This is a genomic window from Variovorax sp. GW821-FHT10C12 (assembly GCF_059415405.1).
On sequence record NZ_JBWKNE010000001.1, the window covers coordinates 2,232,420 to 2,256,249 of the forward strand.

The following is a 23,830-nucleotide window of genomic DNA, read 5'->3' on the forward strand; positions in this document are numbered from 1 at the left end:
GGTCAGGCGGGAACGGCCGCCACGCCTTCCAGTGCCTTGCGCAGCGCGCCTTCATCGAGGTCTTCGCCGATGAACACGAGCCGCGTGCGCTGCGCCTCGCCGTCGCGCCAGCGGCGGTCGAAGTGGTGGTCGAAGCGGCGGCCCACGCCCTGCACCAGCAGGCGCATCGGCTTGTTCGGCACGGCGACGAAGCCCTTCACGCGGTAGATGGTGTGCTGTTCGACCAGTGCGGTCAGCACGGCGATGAGACCGTCGCGGTCCACGGGCGGCAGCTCGATCACGAGCGAGTCGAACTCGTCGTGGTCGTGATCTTCCTCGTGGTCGTGGTGGCTCTCGCGCAGGTGGATGGTGCTTTCGGCGGCGCGGCCCTGGCCCAGCAGCAGCGCCAGCGGCAACTTGCCTTCGGTGGCGCCGACGATCTTCACCTCGGGCGGCAGCTCTTCGCGCACCAGCGCCTCGACCTGCGCGCGCGCGGCGGCGTCCATGAGGTCGGTCTTGTTGAGCACCACGAGGTCTGCGGCCGAGAGCTGGTCTTCGAACAGCTCGTGCAGCGGCGATTCGTGGTCCAGGTTGGGGTCGGCGCGGCGCTGCACGTCGACCTGCGCGGGGTTCGCCGCGAACTGGCCCAAGGCAGCAGCCGGGCCATCGACCACGGTGACCACCGAATCGACGGTGAAGATGTTCGCGATGTCGGGCCACTGGAAGGCCTGCACCAGCGGCTTGGGCAGCGCCAGGCCCGAGGTCTCGATGAGCACGGCGTCGATCTGGTCGCGGCGCTCGGCCAGCTGCAGCATCACGGGCAGGAACTCTTCCTGCACGGTGCAGCAGACGCAGCCGTTGGCGAGTTCGTACAGCGCGCCTTCGCGCTCGTTGCCTTCATCGTCGCAGCCGATGCCGCAACCGCGCAGGATGTCGCCGTCGATGCCGAGTTCGCCGAACTCGTTGACCACCACCGCGATGCGGCGGCCCTCGGCATTGCCGAGGATGTGGCGCAGCAGCGTGGTCTTGCCGCTGCCGAGGAAGCCCGTGACGATGGTGACGGGGATCTTGGCGTTGCTTTGTGTCATGGAATGGATGCTTTCAGGCGCGCAAAGCGCGCGGGGAATCGGGCGCGCGGCGCGTGCGTGGCGCACGCACCGGCGAACGGCACGCCCTCTTCAGGAGGGGCTGCCGGCGCGAATCAGACGGCGCTGTACAGGCGGCGCTCGACCAGGGCCGTACCCTGCAGGCGACGCCAGGCCTTGGCCGCGGCCAGCACGCCCAGGTCGACCAGCGGCTCGACCAGCACGACGGTCATGTAAGCCGCGCCGAAGCTGGCGATCTGGCCGAGGTTCTCCAGGCCCGTGCCGCGGCCGTAGAGCGCCCAGAAGCCGACCCACACCACGATGCCGCCCTGGTAGGCCACCGACAGCTTGAAGGCCTGCTGGTAGCTGATGTCCACGTAGGCCATGTTCGCGGGAATGATGCGGCGGGCCAGCGCGGCGGTCGCGAAGAGCGGCACGAGCAAGGTCGTGACGTTCATGCCGTACTGCGGCAGGTCGGGTGGTGCGAAGAACAGGCTCTGGATGAGCAAGCCGCCGGCCAGGCCGATGGCCGCGGGCGCGAGCCCGAAGAGGAGCATCAGCGTGGTGCCCAGGATCAGGTGCACCTCGGACACGCCCACGGGATGGTGCGGGAACACCTCGAAGAAGCAGAACACCAGCATCACGGTGAAGACCGAGCGCAGCAGCAGGCCCACGGGGCCGTCCTTGCGCAAGGTGTCGAAAGCGACCTTGCCTGTGTAAGCCAGTGCAGCCGCCCCCGTGGCATAGCTGAGGAAGATCTTGGATCCGTCGACGAGTCCGGGTTCGATGTGCATCGCGCACCTCCTGAAATGCACCGAAGTGCGAAAGTTGATTGTTGGGGGATGGACCGGCTTGCGCAAGTCCCCGTCATGAAACCCGGGAGCCTTGCAGCCCCCGCTGAACAGGCGAAGGCTGTGGCTTGCGCCGCAGCCGCCGCCAGCCGATCACCACGCCGCTCGCCGAAGCGACGACGCCGATGACCGACAGAAACCACACCACCAGGTCCCAGGCGGGCCGGTACTGGATGAGCCAGGGAAAGTCGAGGCTGTGCGCGGCGTTGAAGAGCCAGCGGCGCAGCCGCGCGTTGCGGTCGTTGCTGCCGGCCACCTGGCCGCTCGTCGGGTCGATGTAGAGCCAGCTGCGCGCGGCGTCGTCGAACTCGAGCCGCCACACGGGCAGCACGCGCGTGCGGTGGTGGCCGTACCAGTGGAAGTCTTCGTGCGTCTGCAAGGTGGCCTGCGTGATGGTGGCGCCGGGGCGCAGCCGGGCGGCGGCGCGCACGATGTCGTCGCGCGTGATGACGGCCGGTGCGCCCGTGGCGGCATCGACAACCTGCACCCGGGCCTGCGCGTCGCGCAGTTGCAGCAGCGGCTTGCCGTCGAACCCCATCAGCAAGACCTCGCGCGCTGCACCGGCGCCCTCGCCTGCCGGCACCACGGCCGGCGGCCAGGGGAACGGCGAGGTGCCGGCGCCCGTGTAGCGCGCCATCGCGGCCGCGTCGGCCGGCCCGCGCTCGAACCACTTGTTCGGGTTCATCGACAGCCAGCCGCTCACGATCCAGGTCAGCACGAAGAAGCCGCCGATGAGCCCGGCGATGTGGTGCCAGGCCATCCAGCCGGTGTACGGCGTGACCGCGCCGCTGCGAAAGCGTCGACGCAGCCGGATGCGCAGGATGCCGATGACGATGCCCGTCACGGCCGAGACGATGCAGGCGGCCGACAGCCACACGACCACGTCGTGCCACAGCGGCGGGTCGGCGCGCAGCGGCGTGAAGTAGATCCAGTGCGGCACGGCGCCCAGCCAGTTCCAGAAACGCTCGGCGCGCGTGGTGTCGCGCACCACCTCGCCGGTGCGCGAGGACACGTACAGCTCGGTGCCCGCCGCGTCGCCGACTTCGATGCGGTGCAACGGGCGCAGCGGGTTCAAGCCCTGCGGCACGGTCCACTGGTCGCGCTCCAGCGTCTCGGCCCAGCGTGCGCCGGGCTGTGCGGAGAAGTCGCGAGCGATGGCCTCGGCCTGCGCCGTATCGACCGGCCCGAGCACGCGGGCGTCGCGCGCGGACACGGCATGCCGCCCGCCGCGCGCATCGACGATGCGCCACACGGGCTGCGCGTCGGTGCCGGCCTGCATCTCCAGCGCCATGCGCCGGGGCGGCTGCGTGCGCACCGCGGGCGGCAGCGCGTCGAGCGCGGCAGCCGGCGCGACCACCGCCTGTTCGAAGCGCACCGGGGTGAGCCCCGCGAGCCGCTCTTCGTCCGTGAGGTTCGGGTACCCCACGTACATCATGACCACGCCCGAGACGAACCACATGACGAACAGCAGGCAGCCGCCGATGCCCAGCCACCGGTGCGTCCAGTACAGCGCCCGCCGCAGCGGGGGCCATGTGCGTTGCCATGCGGTGCTCATGCGGCCATGCTCAGAAGGTCACGAACGCCGACAGCTCGAACGAACGCGGGCGCCCCAGCAGCCACTGGTTGCCGCCGTTCGAGAACGAGACCGGGTACCTGCGGTCGGCCAGGTTGAAGGCGCGCAGCGCGAGCTTGAGCGACGGGTTCGCCTGCCAGCTCACGCCCGCGTCGGCCACGGTGTAGGAGCCGATGCGGCGCGTGTTGGCCGCATCGACCTGCCGCGCGCCGACGTGGCGCACGCCGAGCTCGGCCTCCCACTGCGGCAGGAAGCGCCAGTGCAGCCACAGGTTGGCCGCCACCTGGGGCACGCCGGCGGGCGTGTTGCCCGCGCGCGAGACCAGCGACTTGCCGACCGCTTCGTTGAAGTCGTCGTAGCGCGCACGCAGCCGCGCGGCGTTGGCTTCGAGACGCAGCGTGGAGGTCAGCGCCAGGTCGAGCGTGGCTTCGATGCCTTCGGACGACTGCTTGCCGATCTGCTGCACGACGGTCGGGTCGTTCGCGTCGCGCGACAGCAGCTTGGTCTTCTCGATGCGGTAGGCGGCCACGCTCCAGGCGCCGCGGCCCTCGGCCAGCTGGCGCTTGTAGCCCACCTCGACCTGCTTGCCGACGCTGAGCTCGAACGGCACCTGCGTGGCCGAGGTGCTGATGAGCCCGGTGAGCGGATCGGCTGCGCGCGCCACCTGCGCATAGAACGACTGCGCGGCGTCGGGCGCGTAGACCACGCCCAGGCGGCCGGTGGCGTACTCGAAGGTCTTGTCCAGGCGCGGGGCGCGGTTCTGCGGGTCGGTGCGCACGATCTTCGCGTGGTCCCAGCGCAGGCTGCCGACCACCGACCAGTGTTCGTTGAAGGCCAGCTTGTCTTCGGCAAAGAAGGCGTAGGTGCTGGTCTTGGTCTTGTAGCGCGGCAGGTAGGGCGTGGGCGAGACGTAGGTGCCGGGGTTGAAGACGAAGGCATCGACCACCGAGCGCCCGCCGTAGGGCGTGTCGCTCGAATTCAGGAAGTCGATGCGATTCACATCGAAGCCCACCAGCACCTGGTTCTTCAGGCCGAACAGCGCGTGCTTGAAGGTGGCGTCGGTGCGGTTGCCGATCTGCTCCTGGTCATGGCCGATCTCCAGGTAGTCGCCACGCGTCACGCGGTTCGTGGTGGCGCTGTAGGTGTAGGTTTCGCTGTCGCGCCAGTGGCGCTTGCTGTCCAGGCGATAGAGCTGGTTGCGCACGGTGACGGCGTCGTTGGGCGTCCATTGCGCATCGAGGCGGGTCCAGCGGTCGCGGTACTTGACCTCGGCGTCGTCGAGGTTGTAGTTCTGTTCGCGGTTCAGGCTGCTCACGCGGCCATTGATGAGCGGCACGCCGAAGTAGCGCTGCGGCGTCTGGCGGCCCTCGTCGTGCGAGAGCGTGAACTGCAGCCGCGGCGACACGTCCAGCCGCACCGCGCCGCCCACCGCCAGGCTCTCGGCCTCGCCGCGCACCATGAAGCCGTCGGTCCTGCGGTGGCTGATGTCGAAGCGGTACGACAGCATGTCGTTGATCGCCCCGCCGCTGCCGAAGGCGACCTGGCGCGTGGCGTCGGAGCCCACGCTCACGAGCGCTTCGTTCTGCACCGGGCCGCGCGTGGGCTTCTTGGGCACCACGTTGATCGCGCCGCCGATGGCGCCCTCGCCGAACATCACCGAGGCGGCGCCGCGCAGCACCTCGATGCGGTCGGTCGACCAGGTGTCGAACGGGAAGGTGACGGTGCCCGCGCCCACGTACAGGCGCGTGCCGTCGTACAGCTGCATCACCGAGCCGTGGCCGTTGAAGCCGCGCGCCGACAGCGCCGAGCCGCCATTGCCCGGCGCGGGCGAACCCGTGATGCCGGTGGCGCGGCTCGCGGCCTCGACCACCGACACGTCGCCGCGCGCGCGGATGGTGTCGCCGGTGAGCACCTCGATGCTGGCCGGCGTTTCGAGTGGCGTGAGGCCCAGGCGGCTGCCGGTCTGCGTGGGCTCGTCCAGGGCCAGCGGCGTGTGGCGGCTGGCTTCGACCTGCACGGGCGTGAGGCTGGGGCGGCCGGTTGTGTCGCCCGACTGGGCTAAGGCGGGTCCGCAAGCGAGGCCGAGCCCCAGCGAAAGACCTGAAAGACCCGAAAGGCGCGCCCGTTGCAGGGGCAGGCCCGGGCGATCGCGCAAGGGCAGCGATGCCTGATTCATCCGATTTCTCCTCCGGCCCGCGTCCCCGCAGGCTCCTGACCGATCGAGGACGCCGAGGGAGAAGAGACTGGGGGCGGTGCCGTTTCGCGCGAGGGAAAAGCGGCAGGCCCGGACACGCACTCCCGCAGCATCCGAAGGCGGTTGCGAAGGCCGGTATCCGGGCTCGCGGAGTGCGTCGGGATGCAATGCATGCACCTCGACGCCGAAGCCCTCGCCTTCCCACGCCGAAGCGCAGTGGCTGCCCCAACGAAAGATCGCCGGGGCTTGAGGGTGTCGATGTCCGCTGACCGTTGCGGGGGCAGCGCAGGAATGGAAGGGTCGTTCGAAAAAACGACGCCTCGCACCTGCTTCCCGTTTAACCCCGCCGCCAATCCTGTGACTGGTCGTGCAGGGCACCTTCGAACCGTGGGGTGTTGGACGACACCGGTGTGAACCAATGTTTCCAACCGCCGGGATTATAGGGAGCGCCCTGCGGCAGCGCCCTCGTGGGCCCCGTCAGGCGGGCTTGCCGTCGGGCCCGAAGAGCCGCCGCAGCACCGCCACGCCGGCCACCAGCGCATTCGAATAGGTGGCGTAGGGCGTGTGGGCGGCTTCGAGCGGCGCGTACTCATGGGTGATGTCGCCGGGCGAGCCGTCCACGGCTTCCATCAGCACCCAGTAGAACTCCCCTTCTTCCAGTTCGTGGACGGTGAGTGCGATGTCTCTCGGCGAAGGCATGACGGTCAGAAATGAAACAGGGGATGAACCCGCCTTTGAACGGGCTGGGGGCTGGCGCGGTTGTCAGTACTAGGGCTTCTCCTACAGTGCATGGACGCCGCGCAGCCTAATGTTAGGGGTGGGGAGCTGTATCAGAACAAGGAGTCAGCATGAAACATTTCACGCTTGAACCCAACATGCGCGCCAGTTTCGGCGGCGCGTTCTACCCGACCGGCTTCTCCCTGGTGATGTTCCCGAGCATCGAAGACGCCAGCCGCATCGGCCACGGGCTGATCGAAAAAGGCATCGTGAGCGGCGACGAGGTCTATCTGATACCGGCCGAAACCGTCCTGGCGGAAATCGCGCCGACCGTGCATGCCTCGCACAGCCCCCTGCCCTCCGCCGGCACCGACGGCGCCACGGTGCGCGCCTTCATCGAGCTGGCCCAGGAAGGCCACACGGGCCTCTTGATCCGCACCAAGGACGGCGCCATCACGGAGCGCGTGATGGAACTGGTGCGTACCGTGCCCTACTCGATCGCCGAGCGCTACCGCACGCTGGTGATCGAGGACCTTTGAACGCCGGCTGAAGCGCCGGTGTCAGCCCGGCGCTCTGCCTCCATCCCTCGGTAGCCGAGGTGGCAGGCGCCTGCGCCCAGCAACGCGGGCAGCAGCAGATTCACCACCGGCACCAGCGCCAGCAGCAGGATCAATACGCCGAACACCACCATCGCACCGCGCTGGCGGCGCACGACCCGCATGCGCTCCTCGCCGTTCGCGATGCCGGCCAGCGCGGGCCCCAGCAGAAAGCGCACGTTGAGGTAGGCGAGCAGCAGGAACAGCAACACGCCGTTGACCACCGGCACCAGCAGGCACAACAGCATCCCCAGGCTCGCGCCCAGCCACGGCCCCAGCCACCCGCGCACGCCGGCCAGCCAGCCCGAGGGCCCGGGCCGCGGCTGCGCCAGCAGCGCCGGGTAACGCGCCTGCACGCGCGCGCGCACCGGGCCCAGCAGCACCCAGCGCAACGCCAGCCGGATGGTGGCGACGATGACACCGACGTACATCACCACCAGCACCGCGGCCGTGAGCACCGCCGCATAGACCAGCAGCATCGCCAGCGCAGGCGCGATGCCCGCCATGCCCGCGACGCTCCCTCCGGTGCCTCCCGTGCCGGGCAGCAGGCCGAGCACCGCCCCGCCCATCACGACGAAGACCGACACCACGCCGGCCGCCATTCCGATCGGCTGGAAGTGACGGTAGAACACCCAGCTCCACACGGCGAAGACCAACATGCACAGGCCCGCGGAACGCAGCACGATGCCCGGACGCAGGCTGGAGCGAAAGGCCAGCGCAAGGCAGACCAGGGACTCGCGCACCGCGCCGAGCAACGAATGCCATCCGGCTTTCAGTGACATGGGATGAGAAAAAAGGAGATCAGTGAAAAGCGCGGATGCATGCCGTGGCCGGGGAGATGACCTCCGACCGGCGCGACCCGCGACGAGCGCAGGCAGCCGGCTTTCAGGCCGGCACCGCCATCGCGGCGGCGCGCTGCACCACATCGCGGGCCATGGCCTGGGCGAGTTCCTGTTCGCCCAGGAACACCTTCGCGTCGGTTTCGGCGGCCAGCAGGCGTGCTTCCTGCTCGTTGTGGCTGCGCACCACGGTCTGGATGGTGGGATTCAGCGTGCGCGCGGTTTCGATCATCTGGCGCACGTTCATGGCGTCGGGCGTGGCCACCACGAGCACGCGGGCGCGCGCCACGTGCGCCTGGATCAGCACCGCCGGGTCGGCCGCATCGCCCCACACGGCCGGAATGCCGGCCTCGCGCAGCTTCTCGACCAGCTCGCGGTTCTGCTCGGCCACCACGTAGGGGATGTCGTTCGTCTCGAGCTCGGCGGCGATGCGCCGGCCCACCCGGCCGTAGCCGACCAGCACCACCTGCCGCGACAGGTACTTGGCCTCGGTGGTCATCGGCAGTTCGGCCAGCGGGTCGCTGCGCGCGTCGAGTTCGCGTGCGAACTTCGAATGCGCGTGCAGCCATTTCTGCAGCGGCGCGATCAGGCTGAACCACAGCGGGTTGGTGGCGATGGAGATCAGCGCGCCCGCCAGCACCAGGCTCTGCCCTTCCACCGGCAGCAGGCCGAGCGACACGCCCAGCCCGGCCAGGATGAACGAGAACTCGCCGATCTGCGCCAGGCTCGCGCTCACCGTGAGCGCCGTGGCCAGCGGGTAGCGGAACACCAGCACCAGCGCACAGGCCGCGAGCGACTTGCCCAGCACGATCACCAGCACCACGGCCAGCACCTGCAGCGGGCGCTCCAGCAGCACCGAGGGGTCGAACAGCATGCCGACCGACACGAAGAACAGCACGGCAAAGGCATCGCGCAGCGGCAGCGATTCCTGCGCCGCGCGGTGGCTGAACTGCGACTCGCGCATCACCATGCCGGCGAAGAAGGCGCCCAGCGCGAACGACACGCCGAACAGCGCCGCCGAGGCAAAGGCGATGCTCACGGCCGCCGCCACCACGCACAGCGTGAACAGCTCGCGCGAGCCGGTGCGCGTGACCTGCCAGAGAATCCACGGGAACACGCGCCGCCCCACCACCAGCATCAGCAGCACGAAGCCGCCAACCTGCAGCAGCGTGAGGCCCAGCGTCTGCCAGACCGGCGCGCCGTTGGTGTCGGCGTTGGTGCCGCCCAGCGCGCCCGCCAGCGGCGGCAACAGCACGAGCACCAGCACCATCGCGAGGTCTTCGACCACCAGCCAGCCGATGGCGATGCGGCCGGTGAAGGAATCGAGGATGCCCAGGCTCTCGAGCGCTCGCAGCAGCACCACCGTGCTCGCCACCGACAGCGCCAGCCCGAACACCAGCGCCGCGCCCCAGCTCCAGCCCCACCACACGGCCAGGCCGCCGCCAAGCAGCGTGGCGACCACGATCTGCGCGATGGCGCCGGGCAGCGCGATCTTGCGCACCGCGAGCAGGTCGGCCAGTGAAAAATGCAGGCCCACGCCGAACATCAGCAGCATCACGCCGATCTCGGCCAGTTGCGCGGCAATGCCCGCGTCGGCCACGAAGCCGGGCGTGAACGGGCCGATGATCACGCCTGCCAGGAGGTACCCCACCAGCGCCGGCAGCCGCAGCCTCGCCGCAAGAAAGCCGAACACCAGCGCCAACCCCAGGCCGGCGGCAATCGTATTGATGAGGGAGACGCTGTGGGGCATCGGTCCATTTTGCAGGAACGGCCCCCAACCTTTGAAGCCCGCAGGCTTCTACGGGCCTGCGTCTACACCCCTACGGAAGCGACGCGAACTATCGTAGGCATAAAGCACTTCTATTCGCATCGACACCTTTCTCATCCAGAATTTGAGCGGTCCCCCCGTCCCCCAACAACAGGAGCCTCCCCATGAGCAACGAGAAAATCGAAGCGAAGTGCCCGTTCAGCCAGGCCACCGGCGCCGGCACCACGAACCGCGACTGGTGGCCCGAGCAGCTGCGCCTGGACCTGCTGCACCAGCACTCCTCCAAATCCGATCCCCTGGGCGCCGGTTTCGACTACGCCAAGGCTTTCAAGAGCCTGGACCTCGCCGCGGTGAAGAAAGACCTCGCCGCGCTGATGACCGACTCGCAGGACTGGTGGCCGGCCGACTTCGGCCACTACGGCCCGCTCTTCATCCGCATGGCCTGGCACAGCGCCGGCACCTACCGCATCGGCGATGGCCGCGGCGGCGCCGGCCGCGGGCAGCAGCGCTTTGCGCCGCTCAACAGCTGGCCCGACAACGTGAGCTTGGACAAGGCCCGCCGCCTGCTCTGGCCGATCAAGCAGAAGTACGGCCAGAAGATTTCCTGGGCCGACCTGTTGATCCTCACCGGCAACGTCGCGCTCGAAACCATGGGCTTCAAGACCTTCGGCTTCGCCGGTGGCCGCCCCGACGTGTGGGAACCCGACCAGGACGTGTACTGGGGCCGCGAGAAGACCTGGCTGGGCGGCGACGTGCGCTACGCACAGGGCTCGCCCGGCGTCGACAAGGACCGCGGCGTGCTCGTGAAGGACGACGACAGCAAGGTGCCGCACACCCGCAACCTCGAGAACCCGCTGGGCGCCGTGCAGATGGGCCTGATCTACGTGAACCCCGAGGGCCCGGACGGCAACCCCGACCCGATCGCCGCGGCCCACGACATCCGCGACACCTTCGCCCGCATGGCCATGGACGACGAAGAAACCGTGGCGCTCATCGCCGGCGGCCACACCTTCGGCAAGACGCACGGCGCAGGGCCGGCCTCGAACGTCGGCAAGGAACCCGAAGCCGCCGGCCTCGAGGAACAGGGCTTCGGCTGGAAGAACAGCTTCGGCACCGGCAAGGGCGGCGACACCATCACCAGCGGCCTCGAAGTGACTTGGACCACCACGCCCACGAAGTGGAGCAACAACTTCTTCGAGAACCTGTTCGGCTACGAATGGGAGCTGACCAAGAGCCCCGCCGGCGCGCACCAGTGGGTGGCCAAGGGCGGCGCCGGTGCCGGCACCATCCCCGACGCGCACGACGCTTCCAAGCGCCACGCGCCGACCATGCTCACGACCGACCTGTCGCTGCGCCTGGACCCGGCCTACGAAAAAATTTCGCGCCGCTTCCTGGCCCACCCCGACCAACTCGCCGACGCCTTCGCGCGCGCCTGGTTCAAGCTCACGCACCGCGACATGGGCCCGCGCGCCCGCTACCTCGGGCCCGAGGTGCCGGCCGAAGAGCTGATCTGGCAAGACCCGATCCCGGCCGTCGACCATCCGCTGGTCGACGCCAGTGACGTCGCAGCGCTGACGAAGAAGGTGCTGGCCTCGGGCCTCACGCCTGCGCAGCTGGTGTCGACGGCGTGGGCCTCGGCCTCCACCTTCCGCGGCTCCGACATGCGCGGCGGTGCCAACGGCGCCCGCGTGCGGCTGGCACCGCAGAAGGACTGGGCCGTCAACCAGCCCGCGCAGCTGGCCCAGGTGCTGAAGGTGCTCGAAGGCATCCAGAGCGAGTTCAACGCGGCGCAGACCGGCGGCAAGAAGATCTCGCTGGCCGACCTGATCGTGCTGGCCGGCGGTGCGGGCGTGGAACAGGCCGCGCGCAATGGCGGGCGTGAAGTGAAGGTGCCCTTCTCGCCGGGCCGCGCCGACGCCTCGCAGGAACAGACCGACGTGCCCTCGTTCGAGCCGCTGGAGCCCGCGGCCGACGGCTTCCGCAACTACCTGAAGGGCCGCTACAGCGTGCCCGGCGAAGCGCTGCTGATCGACAAGGCGCAGCTGCTCACGCTCACGGCGCCCGAGATGACGGTGCTGGTCGGCGGCCTGCGCGTGCTCGACACCAACGTCGGCCAGACGCGCCACGGCGTCTTCACGAAGACGCCCGGCACGCTGAGCAACGACTACTTCGTCAACCTGCTCGACATGGGCACGGAGTGGAAGGCGGTGTCGGACGCCAAGGAAGAGTACGAAGGCCGCGACCGCAAGACCGGCGCCCTCAAGTGGACCGGCACGCGCGTCGACCTGGTGTTCGGCTCCAACGCGCAGCTGCGCGCCATCGCCGAGGTCTACGGCGCGTCCGACAGCCAGCAGAAGTTCGTCGACGACTTCGTGGCCGCCTGGACCAAGGTGATGAACCTGGACCGCTTCGATCTCGCCTGAGGCGGGGCGCCTTCGGGCGCTTGCACCGTCCGCGCGCCGTCCGCGCCCCGGGGTTCCGTCCCCCGCGGGCGCGGACTCCCATGAACGAGGTATTCGGTTTCCGGGCCGGGGCACTAGATTCGGCCCCATGAAATTCGCGAATGCATGGCTTGCCGCTGGCGTCGTCCTGGCGGCCTCGCAGTTCGGTGCGCTGTACGCGCAGGACGGCAACCCCGAATGGCGCGCGCTGCGCCAGGAACTCGTGCAACGCATCAACGCCAACTGCTACGACGTCGCCACGCTCGAGCTGGCGCAGCAGGTGCTGCAGACGGCGCAACGCACGGGCGGGCCCGAGTCCGCCGACACGGCCCTCAGCCTCGTGCTGCTGGCCCATGTCCACCAGCGGCAGGGGCAGCTGACCCGGGCCGCGCAGTCGTACACGGCCGCGCTCGCCATCCAGGAAAAGACCGCCGGGCCGGACAGCCCGCGGGTGGCGTTCACGCTGAGCGCGCTGGCCGGCCTGCACTACCGCCGCGAGGCCTTCGACCAGGCCATTGCGCTGTACGAACGTGCCCTGGCGATCCACGAGAAGCAGCAGCGCCCCGACGCACCCGCCGTGCTGCACAGCCGGCAGAATCTGGCCGCAGCCCATCGCGCCCAGGGCGCCTACGCCAAGGCCGCCCCGCTGTACGAACGCGAGCTCGACGCCAGGGCGCAGCCGCTGCTCGCGGTGGCCCTGGTGCATTGACGCGCACTGAAGCGCACCGAAACGCGCCTCACCGCACCCAAACGCGCGGGCCGGCGCCCTGCTCCGGCTACGGCGCCATCTTCGATTCGCGCGCGTTCACCAGTTCCTCGGGCTCCTGCGACTCGACCCAGCTCTCGTTGTTGAGCCCGGCCTGCAGCCGCTCCTCGTCGAGTTCATTCGTCCACTTGGCGACCACGATGGTGGCCACGCCGTTGCCGATCAGGTTGGTGAGCGCGCGGGCTTCCGACATGAAGCGGTCGATGCCCAGGATGAGCGCCAGCCCCGCCACCGGCACATGCCCCACCGCCGACAGCGTGGCCGCCAGCACGATGAAGCCGCTGCCCGTGACGCCCGCCGCGCCCTTCGACGTGAGCAGCAGCACGGCCAGCAACGTGATCTCCTGCGTGAGCGTCATCGGCGTGTTGGTGGCCTGCGCAATGAACACCGCCGCCATCGTCAGGTAGATCGAGGTGCCGTCGAGGTTGAACGAGTAGCCCGTGGGAATCACCAGCCCCACGCAGGTCTTGTGGGCGCCCAGGTTCTCCATCTTCTCCATCATGCGCGGCAGCACCGATTCGCTGGATGACGTGCCCAGCACGATCAGCAGCTCTTCCTTGATGTACTTGATGAACTTCCAGATGCTGAAGCCGTGAAAGCGCGCGATAAGCCCCAGCACCACGAAGATGAACAGCAGGCAGGTCAGGTAGAAGGTGCCCATGAGCTTGCCCAGCGACAGCAGGCTGCCCAGCCCGTACTTGCCGATGGTGAAGGCCATCGCACCGAAGGCGCCGATGGGCGCGAGCTTCATGATGTAGTTGACGATCACGAACAGCACGTGCGAGCCCTTCTCGATCACGTCGAACACCAGCGTGCCTCGCCCGCCGAAGCGGTGCAGCGCAAAGCCGAACAGCACCGCAATCAAGAGCACCTGCAGGATCTCGCCCTTGGCGAAGGCATCGACGATCGTGCTGGGAATCACGTTGAGCAGGAAGTCGACCGTGCCGGTCATCTTGCCGGGGCCCGTGTAGGCCGCGATGGCCTTGGTGTCGAGCGTGGACGCGTCGATGTTCATGCCCGCGCCGGGCTTGAGCACGTTCACCAGCACCAGCCCGACCACCAGCGCGATGCTGCTCACGATCTCGAAGTACAAGAGCGCCAGCCCGCCGGTCTTGCCGACCTTCTTCATGTCTTCCATGCCGGCGATGCCGACGACCACCGTGCAGAAGATGATCGGCGCGATGATCATCTTGATGAGCTTGATGAAACCGTCGCCCAAGGGCTTCATCGACTCCCCGAGCGAGGGGTAGAAGTAACCGAGGAGCACGCCGATGATCACCGCAGTGATCACCTGCACGTAGAGGGAACGGTAGAGGGGGAGCTTCCTGGGTACTGTGCTTGTTGTATGTGCCATGACTGCCTCCTGAAAGGATGAAGGGAAACGAAAAGAAAAGGGTTCGTGTCGCGGTTGCTTTCGATGGGTGATGTCGTGCGTTCTGTGTCCGTGGCGCCGGCCCAAATGAAAAAACCCGCCGAAGCGGGTTTTTGTTTTCAGGGTGTGGCGCGCATGCTCAGTGCATGTGGAGGCCGCCGTTGACCGAGAAGTCGGCCCCGGTGCTGTAGCCGCCTTCATCGGTGGCGAGCCACGAGATGATGGAAGCAATTTCACTCGGCTCGCCCAGGCGCTTGACCGGAATGGTCGCCACGATCTTGTCGAGCACTTCCTGGCGGATGGCCTTGACCATGTCGGTGCCGATGTAGCCCGGGCTCACGGTGTTCACGGTGACGCCCTTGTTGGCCAGCTCCTGCGCCAGCGCCATCGTGAAGCCGTGCATGCCGGCCTTGGCTGCCGAGTAGTTGGTCTGGCCGGCCTGGCCCTTGGCGCCGTTGACCGAGCTGATGTTGATGATGCGGCCCCAGCCCTTTTCCACCATGTCGCCCACCACCTGCTTGGTGACGTTGAACATGCTGTTGAGGTTGGTTTCGATCACCGCGCTCCAGTCTTCCGGCGTCATCTTGAGGAACATGCGGTCCCGCGTGATGCCTGCGTTGTTGACGAGCACGTCAATCGCGCCGTGGGCCGCCTTGGCGGCGGAAAAAGCCTCGACGGTGGATTGCCAGTCGCCGACATTGCCCACCGACGCATGGAACTCGAAGCCTTCGGCTTTCTGTTCGGCCAGCCATTTGGCATGGTCGCGTGTCGGGCCGCAACCTGCGACCACGGTGAACCCGTCCTTGTGCAGACGCTGGCAGATGGCTGTTCCGATGCCACCCATGCCCCCGGTGACATATGCAACTTTCTTGCTCATGAGATTTCCTTGATTTGAAGCTAGCAAAAAGCCTGAACGGCCGCCTTCACTCTAGCCATTTTCAGGCCACACAACCCTGAGGGAGAACACTGAGCCAAGCTTGCAACCAGCTGTCACGGACATCACCTCGGCGGCACTCTATATGCTTGCGGCTGCGCGACCGTGACAGGGTCCCTGCCGGCCCCCTCCCATCCAGCCACCCAGGAGTTCGCACGCATGAATTTCGGAATCATCGTCTTCCCCGAGGTCGAGGAGCTCGATTTCATCGGTCCCTGGGAAATGCTCACCATGTGGAGCAAGCTGGCCGGCGGCCCCGCCAACTGCCTGGTCGTGGCGCAAACGCATGGCCCGGTCGTCTGCGCCAAGGGGCTGTCGATCAACCCGCACGTGTCGTTTGCCGACTGCCCGCCGCTCGACTTTCTGCTCGTGCCCGGCGGCATGGGCACGCGGCGCGAGGTCGACAACCCCGCCATGGTGCAGTTTCTGGCCGCCCAGGCGCCGGGCTGCAAGGCGCTGCTGTCGGTGTGCACCGGCGCCTTCGTGCTGCATGCGGCCGGCCTGCTCTCGGGCCGCACCGCCACCACGCACTGGGGATCGCTCGACCGCCTGCGCGCGCTCGGCGATGTGAAGGTGGTCGAGCAGCGCTTCGTGCAGGACGGCCATGTCTGGACCTCGGCCGGCGTGTCGGCCGGCACCGACCTGATGCTGGCCTTCATCGCGCATGCCGCGGGCGAGGAAGCCGCGGCCAAAGTGCAGCTGCAGGCCGAGTACTACCCGGCCGACACGGTGTACGGCCACACCTCGAGCCATGAGCGCGCGCCGTCGTATGTGCGGCGGCCGGGCTCGCGCGCGGGCACGGCCTGATCGCTTTTTCGTTTGTTTGATCGATCGAACGGTCGGTCATTTCTTCTTTCTTACTTCTTTAGACCTCCATGTCCACGCCCGACCTCACCGACCTCGAACCGCTTGCCGTGCTCGCCGCCCGCGTGGGGGCGACGCTGCGCGAGCGGCGCCAGACGGTGGCGGTGGCCGAATCGTCGGCCGGCGGCCTGGTCTCGGCGGCCCTGCTCGCCCTGCCGGGCGCCTCGGCCTACTTCCTGGGCGGCGCGGTCATCTACTCGCGGCGTGCCGGCAAGGCCCTGCTCGGCCTCACGCCCGAGGACATGGGCGACATGCGCGGCGAGACCGAGCCCTATGCACGCTTCATGTCGGGCCGCATCCGCGATGCCCACCGCTCGAAGTGGGGCATCTGCGAGAGCGGTGCGGCGGGGCCGTCGGGCAGCCCGTACGGCGATGCGCCCGGGCATGTCTGCATCGCCGTGACCGGCGCGGACGGCCTCGTGGTCAGCCGCACGATCGAAACCGGTGCGACCGACCGGCCGTGGAACATGGATGTGTTCGCGCGGCTGTTGCTGAAGTTGTTCGAGGAGACATTGCTGGCGAACGGCGACGCATGACCGAGGCCGTGATTTCGACCGCCTCCGAAGAGGAGGTCCGCTCCGGCGTCCTGGGCCGCCGGTTGCGCGAGTTCAACTACGGCTTCGTCGGCGAGTGCCCCGATACGCAACCCGTCTGGCTGAACGCGAAGGATGCGCAGGGCCGACTGATGGGTGGCTTGCGCGGCTTCGTGTTCCTCGAATGGCTGCGCATCGACGTGCTGTTCGTCGAGGAGGAAGCCCGGCGCACCGGCCTGGGCCGTCGCCTGCTCGCGGAGGCGGAAGCGCGCGGCAAGGCGCTGGGTGCCGGGAATGCCGCGCTCGAAACCTTCGAGTGGCAGGCGCGAGGCTTCTACCTGAAGCAAGGCTACGAAGAGTTCGCCCGCATCGACAACTACGCGCGCGGCAACTACCTCGCCTACATGAAGAAGAAGCTCTGAGCCCGGGGCATTGCGGCCCCCGACCCCGAACCTCTCAAGCTGTCGCTCTCAATCCGCCTGCACCCCCGCAGCCCGGATCACCTTCCCCCACTTCTCGATCTCCGCCGCCAGGTGGCTGCGCAGCGCCTCGGGCGTGACCTTGTCCATCGGCACGGCCTCGGTGCTCAGTTCGGCGAAGCGCTTCTTCACGTTGTCGTCCTGCAGCGCGGCGCGCAGGGCCACGTTGAGCTTCTCGATCACGGCCGGCGGCGTGCCCTTGGGCGCGTACACGCCGTGCCACACCTTCACGTCGAAGCCCTTGAGGCCCTGCTCGTCGAGCGTGGGGATGTCGGGCATGCTCGACAGGCGCTTGGGCGTGGTCACGCCGAACACCTTCACGCGCTGGCCGTCCTTGATGACGGGCGCGGTCTGCGTGGTCTGGTCGCACAGCAGGTCGACCTGCCCGCCCATGAGGTCGTTGAGCGCCGGGCCTGCGCCCTTGTAGGGCACGGTCGTCAGCTGCACGCCGATCTGGTGCGCGAAGAGCATGCCGCACAGCTGCGAGACGGCGCCGATGCCGGCGTTGGCGAGCGAGACTTTCTCCTTGTTGGCCTTCACGTAGGCCAGCAGCTCCTTGAAGTTGTTGGCCGGAAAGTCCTTGCGCGACAACAGGGTCATCGGCACGTCCATGACCTGGCCGACGTACTCGAAGTCTTTCAGCGGGTCGTAGTTGAGCTTCTTGTACAGCGCCGGCGCGGTGGCCATGCCCATGTGGTGGATGAGGATGGTGTAGCCGTTGGGCGCCGCCTTGGCCACGCGGGTCGGCGCGATGGTGCCGCCCGCGCCCACGGTGTTCTCGACCACCACGGTCTGCCCGAGCGACTTGCCCATGGGCACGGCGAGCATGCGCGCCACCACGTCGGTGGGGCCGCCGGCCGAGTACGGCACGACCATCACGATGGGCTTGTCGGGCCACGCGGCCTGCGCGGCGGCGGGCAATGCGGCGGCGAACAGGCAGGCGCCCACCGATGCGGCGATGAGGGCTTTCAGTTTCCAGGTCTTCGTTGCGTTCACTTCTTTGTCTCCTTTGGGTTTGTCTGTGGATCAGTGCGTCACGGATGAATCGCCCGGGCCGTGGGGCGGGGCCAGCGCCAGCCAGCGCTCGGCCAGCCGCACCACGGGCCCGTCGACCATGCGGCCGTCGAGGCTCACGACGCCGCCGCCGGCCGCACGCACGGCTTCGGTGACGCGGTGCGCCCAGGTCACCTCGTCGGCCGTGGGCCCGAGCGCGGCCTGCACGGGCGCGACCTGCTCGGGATGGATGCACAGCTTGGCGCCGAAGCCGCCGCGGCGGGCGCGCGCGGTGTCGGCGGCGAGCCGCTGCGCGTCGCGCCAGTCGGGCGACACGCCGTCGATGGGCGTGGCCAGCCCGGCGCGGCGCGAGGCCAGCACGAGCGCGAGGCGCACGGGCACCAGCTCGGCCTCGTCGGCATCGCAGGCCATGCCGAGGTCGGCCTGGAAATCGAGGTGACCGAAGGCCAGCCGCAGCACCTGCGACGCACCCGCGATGGCATCGACCGCCGCGAGCCCCGCGGCCGATTCGATGAGTGGCACCAGCACGGCCTTCGGTCCGGCCGTGGCGGCCAGCCGATGCAGTTCGTCGGCGTGCTCGGCCTTGGGCAGCACGATGCCGGCGATCAGGCCCTCGGCGATCCAACCGGCCGCGCGCGCGCAGTCGTCGCCATGCCACGGCGTGCCGCTGGCGTTCACGCGCACCAGAAGTCGCCCTCGCCCTTCGGCGGGCAACGCCGCCAGCGAGGCGCCGAGCGCATCGCGCGACTCGGCCTTGCGCGCAGGCGCCACGGCATCTTCGAGGTCGATGATCACGCCGCCCGCGCCCGTGGCCAGTGCGCGCGCATGGCGCTCGGGCCGGTCGGCGGGCACAAAGAGAAAGGCGCGCGCCAGGGCGAGCGCGGCGTTCGCGGATCCGCTCATACCGCGCCGGCCGCGCGCAGCGTCGCAATCGCGTCGTCGCCGCGGCCCAGGCTGCGCAGGATGGCGTCGGTGTGCTGGCCGACCGCGGGCACCGGGTCCATGCGGTAATCGAACGCGCTCTGACGACCTGCTGGCAGCAGCGCCGGAATATCGCCAGCCGGCGAGCCCACCTGGCGCCAGCGCTCGCGCGCCTGCAGTTGCGGATGCGCCCACAGCCCGGCCATGTCGTTCATGCGTGCATTGGCGATCTGCGCCGTGTCGAGCCGTTCGAGCACCTGCGCCGCACTCAGCGCGCCGAAGGTATCGACGATGAGCGTGCGCAGCGCTTCGCGGTGTTCGTTGCGCCGCGCGTTGCTGTCGAAGCGCGGGTCGCTCGCGAGTTCGGGGCGCAGCAGCACCTTGTCGCAGAAGGCACGCCACTCGCGCTCGTTCTGCAGGCCCAGCATCACGGTGCCGCCGTCGCCCGCGGGGAACGGGCCGTAGGGGTAGATGGTGGCGTGCGAGGCGGCGCTGCGCGGTGGCGGCGGCGCGCCGTCGTAGGCGTAGTACATCGGGTAGCTCATCCACTCGGCGAGCGATTCGAGCATCGACACGTCGATGTGCGAGCCCTTGCCCGTCTTGCCGCGCTGGAGCAGCGCCGCCAGGATGCCGGTGTAGGCGTACATGCCCGCCGCGATGTCGGCGATGGAGTTGCCCGACTTGCACGGATCGTCGGGCGTGCCCGTCACCGAGAGAAAACCGGCCTCGCTCTGGATCAGCAGGTCGTAGGCCTTCTTGTCGCGGTACGGGCCGTCTTCGCCATAGCCCGAGATGTCGCAGACGATGAGCGCGGGGTGCTTCTCCTGCAGCACCTGCGCGCCCAGGCCCATGCGCGCGGCAGCGCCGGGGGCGAGGTTCTGCACCAGCACGTCGGCGCCGGCCACCAGCTCCTGCAGCACGGCGAGCGCGGGAGGCTGCTTCAGGTCGAGCGTGAGGCTTTCCTTCGAGCGGTTGACCCACACGAAGTGCGAGGCCTCGCCGTTCACGCGCTCGTCGTAGGCGCGCGCAAAGTCGCCGCCGCCGGGGCGCTCGACCTTGATGACGCGCGCGCCGAGGTCGGCGAGCTGGCGGGTGCAGAACGGCGCCGCGATGGCGTGCTCGAGCGAGATGACGGTGATGCCGTCCAGGGGTCTGGTCATGGGCTTCTTCTTTCTTTCCTTGCGTCAGGCGAGCACGGCCGTGGCCTGCATCGTGAGCCAGCCGTCGGCGTCTTCGCCCCACAGGCTGAAGGTCTTGCCGTCGGTGCTGCCTTCGGCGGGCTTGCCGTGCACGCGGAACGGCGCGATGTCGAAGGTCGGGCGCACGGCGCGGAACTCGAAGCGCGCGAGCTGCGCATCGGCCGGCGCGTTGCGGCGCAGCAGGTCGACCAGCAGCGTCGCGATCAGCGGCCCGTGCACGATGAGGCCCGGGTAGCCCTCGACCTGCGTGACGTAGCGACGGTCGTAGTGGATGCGGTGGCCGTTGAAGGTCAGCGCCGAATAGCGGAACAGCAGCACGTCGTCGGGCACGAGGTCGCGGCTGAAGGCGGCGTCTTTCGGTGCGGGCGTGGACGATGGTGCGGCCTCGCCGGGTGCGGCGGCGGCGCGGTAGACGATGTCGTGTTCTTCGGTGAGTGCGAGCCCGCGCGCGTTGCGCACCTCATGGCGCACCAGCACGAACACCAGCTCGCCCGTGCGGCCGGCCTTGTGCGTGACCGAGGCGATGGTCGATGTGCGCTCGACCGCATCGCCCACCTGCAACGGATTGCCCGGCTCCCACGTCAGCCGGCCACCGGCCCACATGCGGCGCGGCAGCGGCACGGGCGGCAGGAAGCCACCGCGTTTCGCGTGGCCGTCTTCGCCGATCTCCGACTGGCGGTGGTGCGGCAGGAAGTAGAGCCAGTGCCACAGCGCGGGCAGGCGCGTGCCCGCCTCGGGCAGCGGGTCGTCGCGGTCGAGCGTGGCGGACAGCCCGCGCACGGGCGCGGCGGTGAGGTCGTCGCGCAGCGTTTCGGTGCGGCCCTGCCAGGCCTGCAGGTGCGCGAGGGCTTCGGCGTCGATCAGGGGAGAAGTCATGTCGTGTGTGTCGGGAAGAAGGATGAGTGGCGGGGTCAGTCGACCGCGGCGCCCGAGGCCTTGACGATGCGCGCCCACTTGGCGAGGTCGGCATGCAGCAGCGCCGAGAACTGCTCGGGCGAGGTGGGCGCGGCGATCTCGACGCCCTGCTGGTCGAGCTTGTCGCGCAGGTCCTTGGCCGCGAGCGCCTTGCGCGTGGCGTCCTGCAGGGTGGCGAGCACGTCGGCGGGCACGCCCGCGGGCGCGAACAGGCCGATCCACAGCGTGCCGTTGTAGCCCGGCACCTGCTCGGCGATGGCGGGCACGTCGGGCAGCACGGGCGAGCGCTTCTCACCGCTCACGGCCAGCGCGCGCAGCTTGCCGGCCTTGATGTGGGCCAGCGCCGAAGGCAGGCTCGCGAACACGATCGGCAGCTGCCCGCCCAGCACGTCGTTGAGCGCGGGCGCCACGCCCTTGTACGGCACGTGCTGCATCGAGATGCCGCCCATGCTGTTGAGCATTTCGCCCAGCAGGTGGTTGAGCGTGCCGTTGCCGGCCGAGGCGTACTGGTAGTTGGCGCCCTTCTCGCGCGCCAGCTTCAGGAATTCGGCGAAGTTCTTCGCGGGGAACGACGGGTTCACCAGCAGCACGTTGGGCACGGCGCCGATCAGGCCGACGGGCTTGAAGTCTTTCTCGGGGTCGAAGCCCGGGTTCTTGTAGAGCGCGGGGTTGATGGTCTGGCTGCTGCTGATCGTCATGAGCAGCGTGTAGCCGTCCTTCGGGCCCTTGGCGACCAGCTGCGTGCCGATGTTGCCGCCCGCGCCGGGGCGGTTGTCGACCACCACGCTGGCGTTGTTCAACACCTCGCCGAGCTTCTGGCCGACGAGGCGGCCGACGATGTCGTTGGTGCCGCCCGCGGCCTGGGGCACGACGAGCGTGATGGGGCGCGAGGGATAGGTCTGGGCGGTGGCCGGGTTGGTGGCCACCAAGGCGGTGGCGGTGAGTCCGAAGGCGAGCAGCGCGCGGGCGCGGAATCTCATCGGGGCAGAGCAGCGGACTTTTAATCCGCTGGCGGTTGGCTTGTGTTGTGTCTCCATCGCCGCATGGTCTTCTGCCCGCCCCGCCTGCGCAATCTGCGATTTCGGAACCCAGGCTTCTGAAATTCCGAAGGCTTGACTACCATCGCCCCATGCTCTTCGACCTCACCGACCTGCGCCTGTTCGTGGCCACGGCCGAACTCGGCAACCTCACGCGGGCGGCCGAGCGCCAGCACCTGTCGCTGGCCGCGGCCAGCGCGCGCATCAAGGCGCTCGAGACCCAGGCCGGCCTGCAGCTGCTGCAGCGCGAGGCCCGCGGCGTGCGCCTACTGCCGCCGGGCGAGGCCTTCCTGCACCACGCCCGGCTGGTGCTGCACCAGGCCGACCAGCTGCGCGCCGACCTGCTCGAGTACGGCGGCGGCCTGCGCGGCCACCTGCGCGTGTTCGCCAACACCACGGCGGTGACCGACTTCCTGCCCGAGATCCTGCCCGGCTTCCTGGCCGCCAACCCGCGCATCAACGTCGACCTTCAGGAAAAACCGAATGCTCAGATCCCCCGTGGCGTGCGCGACGGGCGCGCCGACATCGGCATCGTCGCGGGCCAGATGGACACGCTGGGCCTGGACACCATCCACTTCAGCACCGACCGGCTGGTGCTCGTCACCTCGCGCCAGCACCGCTTTGCGCGGCGCCGCCGCATCTCGTTCGCCGAGACGCTCGACGAAGACGCCATCGGCATGCAGCAGGGCAGCACGCTGCAGGCCTTCCTGGGGCAGATCACCGACCACCTGGGCAAGCGCCAGAAGCTGCGCATCCAGCTCGGCAGCTTCGACGCCATGTGCCGGATGATCGGCAGCGGCGTGGGCATCGGCGTGGTGCCCGAGTCGGCCGCGCGGCGCAACCAGGAGAGCATGCGGCTCGCGCTGGTCGAGCTCAGCGACCCGTGGTGCGTGCGCGAGCGCTACCTGCTCGTGCGCGACCGCGCCGCCCTGCCCGTGTACGCCCAGGCGCTGGTCGAGACCTTGTGCAAGCACTACGCCGAGGCGCAGGCTGAAACCGGCTGACCGCCCGATTTCCGGCCAAAAACAGGCACTTGCAGGCGGCTTGTGAGAAACCCGATGTCTTCCCCATTTTCTGTGCACAACTTTGGGGGTAAGTCAGGGGCAGCGTTGTAAAGCGATTGCAAGTCGTTGTTTTATAAGGGGAATAGTTAGTCTGCTTAAAATTTTTGCAGTGCACAAGTCTGGCGACCGATGGGTCCAAAAATGGCTCTAAAACAGGAAAGTCAAGCGAAAAAACAGGGGGTGGCCTGTGCTAGGCCGCCCTTTGAAACCAACGACTTGCGGCCGGTTGTGAAGAAGTCCGCTTCAATCCCCACTTTCTGTGGGCAACTTTGGGGGTAACTGGGGTGGAGCTTTGTAAAACGAATGTAAGTTGTTGTTTTACAAAGGGATTCCACACATTGCTCAATTTTTAAGCGGTGAACAAGAGCGTCAGCCAGTCGGGTGACCGTCGCCCAAATGAATCCAAAGGTTCTCAGCACGCCGAACCGGGTCGATGCGAGGCGCGAAAGAAGGCCGCTACAGTCGCCCTGACATGCTCGAAGCCCTCAGTTCCCCCTGGTCCTGCCTCGGCGCCGTTGCCGGGCTGCTGATCGCCCTAGGGGTTCACTGGCTGGCACCCGCCGACATCGACACGGTGCACGCCGGCGCGTGGCTGGTGGGCATCGGCTGGCTCGCGGGCCTGGCCTGGGACCTCGTGGCTTCGGACCGGTCGAAGTAATCCGCAGGCGAAACCCGCAAACAGCGCGCAC

The 23,830-nt window shown here is 68.6% G+C and carries 22 protein-coding genes and 1 riboswitch; of the genes, 8 read left to right on the plus strand and 14 right to left on the minus strand.

Translation table 11 applies throughout. The features are described from left to right. Positions 1-2: 2 nt before the first annotated feature. The 5 genes from cobW to AC07OH_RS10700 form a co-directional block, all read right to left on the minus strand. Positions 3-1,067, minus strand: coding sequence for a cobalamin biosynthesis protein CobW (cobW, locus tag AC07OH_RS10680; protein WP_495300590.1), 1,065 nt, complete (start codon positions 1,065-1,067; stop codon positions 3-5). Between the two features lie 113 nt (positions 1,068-1,180). Next, a complete protein-coding gene (locus tag AC07OH_RS10685) occupies positions 1,181-1,858 on the minus strand; it encodes an energy-coupling factor ABC transporter permease (protein ID WP_495300591.1) in 678 nt (225 codons plus the stop codon). 73 nt (positions 1,859-1,931) lie between these two features. Then, complete coding sequence (locus AC07OH_RS10690) at positions 1,932-3,470, minus strand: PepSY domain-containing protein (protein ID WP_495300592.1); 1,539 nt, start codon at positions 3,468-3,470, stop codon at positions 1,932-1,934. Positions 3,471-3,480: 10 nt separating this feature from the next. Then, complete coding sequence (locus AC07OH_RS10695; RefSeq protein WP_495300593.1) at positions 3,481-5,505, minus strand: TonB-dependent receptor; 2,025 nt, start codon at positions 5,503-5,505, stop codon at positions 3,481-3,483. A gap of 290 nt (positions 5,506-5,795) precedes the next feature. Continuing rightward, a riboswitch (cobalamin riboswitch) is annotated at positions 5,796-6,078 on the minus strand. Positions 6,079-6,159: 81 nt separating this feature from the next. Next, complete coding sequence (locus AC07OH_RS10700; RefSeq protein WP_489058505.1) at positions 6,160-6,381, minus strand: hypothetical protein; 222 nt, start codon at positions 6,379-6,381, stop codon at positions 6,160-6,162. Between the two features lie 149 nt (positions 6,382-6,530). Between AC07OH_RS10700 and AC07OH_RS10705 the strand changes: the two genes are divergently transcribed. Continuing rightward, positions 6,531-6,938, plus strand: a complete 408-nt coding sequence (locus tag AC07OH_RS10705; protein ID WP_489058506.1) for a hypothetical protein — start codon at positions 6,531-6,533, stop codon at positions 6,936-6,938. Here AC07OH_RS10705 and AC07OH_RS10710 read toward each other — a convergent pair. Together AC07OH_RS10710 and AC07OH_RS10715 are read right to left on the minus strand one after the other, a co-directional pair. After that, on the minus strand, positions 6,908-7,777 hold the full coding sequence (locus tag AC07OH_RS10710) for an EI24 domain-containing protein (protein WP_495300594.1): 870 nt from the start codon (positions 7,775-7,777) through the stop codon (positions 6,908-6,910). The genes AC07OH_RS10705 and AC07OH_RS10710 overlap by 31 nt on opposite strands. Positions 7,778-7,880: 103 nt before the next feature. Further along, a complete protein-coding gene (locus AC07OH_RS10715; RefSeq protein WP_495300595.1) occupies positions 7,881-9,584 on the minus strand; it encodes a cation:proton antiporter domain-containing protein in 1,704 nt (567 codons plus the stop codon). Positions 9,585-9,766: 182 nt separating this feature from the next. Between AC07OH_RS10715 and katG the strand changes: the two genes are divergently transcribed. Beyond that, positions 9,767-12,025, plus strand: coding sequence for a catalase/peroxidase HPI (gene katG / locus AC07OH_RS10720; protein WP_495300596.1), 2,259 nt, complete (start codon positions 9,767-9,769; stop codon positions 12,023-12,025). A 127-nt stretch (positions 12,026-12,152) separates the two neighbouring features. Beyond that, complete coding sequence (locus AC07OH_RS10725; RefSeq protein WP_495300597.1) at positions 12,153-12,752, plus strand: tetratricopeptide repeat protein; 600 nt, start codon at positions 12,153-12,155, stop codon at positions 12,750-12,752. A 67-nt stretch (positions 12,753-12,819) separates the two neighbouring features. On the opposite strand, the gene AC07OH_RS10730 is transcribed toward AC07OH_RS10725, so the two are convergent. Both AC07OH_RS10730 and phbB read right to left on the minus strand, forming a co-directional pair. Further along, positions 12,820-14,163, minus strand: coding sequence for a dicarboxylate/amino acid:cation symporter (locus AC07OH_RS10730; protein ID WP_492740856.1), 1,344 nt, complete (start codon positions 14,161-14,163; stop codon positions 12,820-12,822). Positions 14,164-14,320: 157 nt separating this feature from the next. Continuing rightward, the gene (phbB, locus tag AC07OH_RS10735; protein ID WP_489058512.1) at positions 14,321-15,058 is read right to left on the minus strand and encodes an acetoacetyl-CoA reductase; all 738 of its coding nucleotides are present in this window, start codon (positions 15,056-15,058) and stop codon (positions 14,321-14,323) included. A gap of 216 nt (positions 15,059-15,274) precedes the next feature. On the opposite strand from phbB, the gene AC07OH_RS10740 reads away from it, so the two are divergent. From AC07OH_RS10740 to AC07OH_RS10750, 3 genes are all read left to right on the plus strand, one after another. Beyond that, positions 15,275-15,922 (plus strand): DJ-1/PfpI family protein, encoded by a 648-nt coding sequence (locus tag AC07OH_RS10740; RefSeq protein WP_492676582.1) that lies wholly within the window; start codon positions 15,275-15,277, stop codon positions 15,920-15,922. 68 nt (positions 15,923-15,990) lie between these two features. Beyond that, positions 15,991-16,515, plus strand: coding sequence for a CinA family protein (locus tag AC07OH_RS10745; protein WP_495300598.1), 525 nt, complete (start codon positions 15,991-15,993; stop codon positions 16,513-16,515). Further along, positions 16,512-16,934 (plus strand): GNAT family N-acetyltransferase, encoded by a 423-nt coding sequence (locus AC07OH_RS10750; protein ID WP_495300599.1) that lies wholly within the window; start codon positions 16,512-16,514, stop codon positions 16,932-16,934. Before AC07OH_RS10745 ends, AC07OH_RS10750 begins: the two co-directional genes overlap by 4 nt. 48 nt (positions 16,935-16,982) lie before the next feature. Here AC07OH_RS10750 and AC07OH_RS10755 read toward each other — a convergent pair whose 3' ends face one another. Genes AC07OH_RS10755 through AC07OH_RS10775 form a run of 5 tightly spaced genes read right to left on the minus strand, consistent with a single transcriptional unit; the run spans position 16,983 to position 22,020 of the window. Then, positions 16,983-17,987 (minus strand): tripartite tricarboxylate transporter substrate binding protein BugD, encoded by a 1,005-nt coding sequence (locus AC07OH_RS10755; RefSeq protein ID WP_495300600.1) that lies wholly within the window; start codon positions 17,985-17,987, stop codon positions 16,983-16,985. 30 nt (positions 17,988-18,017) lie between these two features. Further along, the gene (locus AC07OH_RS10760; RefSeq protein WP_495300601.1) at positions 18,018-18,908 is read right to left on the minus strand and encodes an HpcH/HpaI aldolase/citrate lyase family protein; all 891 of its coding nucleotides are present in this window, start codon (positions 18,906-18,908) and stop codon (positions 18,018-18,020) included. Continuing rightward, on the minus strand, positions 18,905-20,086 hold the full coding sequence (locus AC07OH_RS10765) for a CaiB/BaiF CoA transferase family protein (RefSeq protein ID WP_495300602.1): 1,182 nt from the start codon (positions 20,084-20,086) through the stop codon (positions 18,905-18,907). The genes AC07OH_RS10760 and AC07OH_RS10765 overlap by 4 nt, the downstream gene beginning before the upstream one ends. Positions 20,087-20,110: 24 nt before the next feature. Next, the gene (locus AC07OH_RS10770) at positions 20,111-21,001 is read right to left on the minus strand and encodes an HTD2 family dehydratase (RefSeq protein ID WP_495300603.1); all 891 of its coding nucleotides are present in this window, start codon (positions 20,999-21,001) and stop codon (positions 20,111-20,113) included. A gap of 35 nt (positions 21,002-21,036) precedes the next feature. Then, positions 21,037-22,020 (minus strand): Bug family tripartite tricarboxylate transporter substrate binding protein, encoded by a 984-nt coding sequence (locus tag AC07OH_RS10775; RefSeq protein ID WP_495300604.1) that lies wholly within the window; start codon positions 22,018-22,020, stop codon positions 21,037-21,039. 149 nt (positions 22,021-22,169) lie between these two features. Here AC07OH_RS10775 and AC07OH_RS10780 point away from each other — a divergent pair, with 149 nt between their 5' ends. Continuing rightward, positions 22,170-23,081: a LysR family transcriptional regulator gene (locus tag AC07OH_RS10780; RefSeq protein WP_489058520.1), complete on the plus strand. Its 912-nt coding sequence runs from the start codon at positions 22,170-22,172 to the stop codon at positions 23,079-23,081. A 493-nt stretch (positions 23,082-23,574) separates the two neighbouring features. After that, entirely contained in the window at positions 23,575-23,799 is a 225-nt protein-coding gene (locus tag AC07OH_RS10785; protein WP_495300605.1) for a hypothetical protein, read from the plus strand. The last annotated feature ends 31 nt before the right edge of the window (positions 23,800-23,830 follow it).

Excerpts from the sequence above, each read along its gene's own strand:
- AC07OH_RS10770 (WP_495300603.1), bottom strand. The coding sequence starts at position 21,001 with ATGACTTCTCCCCTGATCGACGCCGAAGCCCTCGCGCACCTGCAGGCC.
- AC07OH_RS10780 (WP_489058520.1), top strand. The coding sequence starts at position 22,170 with ATGCTCTTCGACCTCACCGACCTGCGCCTGTTCGTGGCCACGGCCGAA.
- AC07OH_RS10685 (WP_495300591.1), bottom strand. The coding sequence starts at position 1,858 with ATGCACATCGAACCCGGACTCGTCGACGGATCCAAGATCTTCCTCAGC.
- AC07OH_RS10710 (WP_495300594.1), bottom strand. The coding sequence starts at position 7,777 with ATGTCACTGAAAGCCGGATGGCATTCGTTGCTCGGCGCGGTGCGCGAG.
- AC07OH_RS10700 (WP_489058505.1), bottom strand. The coding sequence starts at position 6,381 with ATGCCTTCGCCGAGAGACATCGCACTCACCGTCCACGAACTGGAAGAA.
- AC07OH_RS10705 (WP_489058506.1), top strand. The coding sequence starts at position 6,531 with ATGAAACATTTCACGCTTGAACCCAACATGCGCGCCAGTTTCGGCGGC.
- phbB (WP_489058512.1), bottom strand. The coding sequence starts at position 15,058 with ATGAGCAAGAAAGTTGCATATGTCACCGGGGGCATGGGTGGCATCGGA.
- AC07OH_RS10785 (WP_495300605.1), top strand. The coding sequence starts at position 23,575 with ATGCGAGGCGCGAAAGAAGGCCGCTACAGTCGCCCTGACATGCTCGAA.
- AC07OH_RS10690 (WP_495300592.1), bottom strand. The coding sequence starts at position 3,470 with ATGAGCACCGCATGGCAACGCACATGGCCCCCGCTGCGGCGGGCGCTG.
- katG (WP_495300596.1), top strand. The coding sequence starts at position 9,767 with ATGAGCAACGAGAAAATCGAAGCGAAGTGCCCGTTCAGCCAGGCCACC.
- AC07OH_RS10725 (WP_495300597.1), top strand. The coding sequence starts at position 12,153 with ATGAAATTCGCGAATGCATGGCTTGCCGCTGGCGTCGTCCTGGCGGCC.
- AC07OH_RS10740 (WP_492676582.1), top strand. The coding sequence starts at position 15,275 with ATGAATTTCGGAATCATCGTCTTCCCCGAGGTCGAGGAGCTCGATTTC.
- AC07OH_RS10760 (WP_495300601.1), bottom strand. The coding sequence starts at position 18,908 with ATGAGCGGATCCGCGAACGCCGCGCTCGCCCTGGCGCGCGCCTTTCTC.
- AC07OH_RS10715 (WP_495300595.1), bottom strand. The coding sequence starts at position 9,584 with ATGCCCCACAGCGTCTCCCTCATCAATACGATTGCCGCCGGCCTGGGG.
- AC07OH_RS10775 (WP_495300604.1), bottom strand. The coding sequence starts at position 22,020 with ATGAGATTCCGCGCCCGCGCGCTGCTCGCCTTCGGACTCACCGCCACC.
- AC07OH_RS10765 (WP_495300602.1), bottom strand. The coding sequence starts at position 20,086 with ATGACCAGACCCCTGGACGGCATCACCGTCATCTCGCTCGAGCACGCC.
- AC07OH_RS10730 (WP_492740856.1), bottom strand. The coding sequence starts at position 14,163 with ATGGCACATACAACAAGCACAGTACCCAGGAAGCTCCCCCTCTACCGT.
- AC07OH_RS10745 (WP_495300598.1), top strand. The coding sequence starts at position 15,991 with ATGTCCACGCCCGACCTCACCGACCTCGAACCGCTTGCCGTGCTCGCC.
- AC07OH_RS10750 (WP_495300599.1), top strand. The coding sequence starts at position 16,512 with ATGACCGAGGCCGTGATTTCGACCGCCTCCGAAGAGGAGGTCCGCTCC.
- cobW (WP_495300590.1), bottom strand. The coding sequence starts at position 1,067 with ATGACACAAAGCAACGCCAAGATCCCCGTCACCATCGTCACGGGCTTC.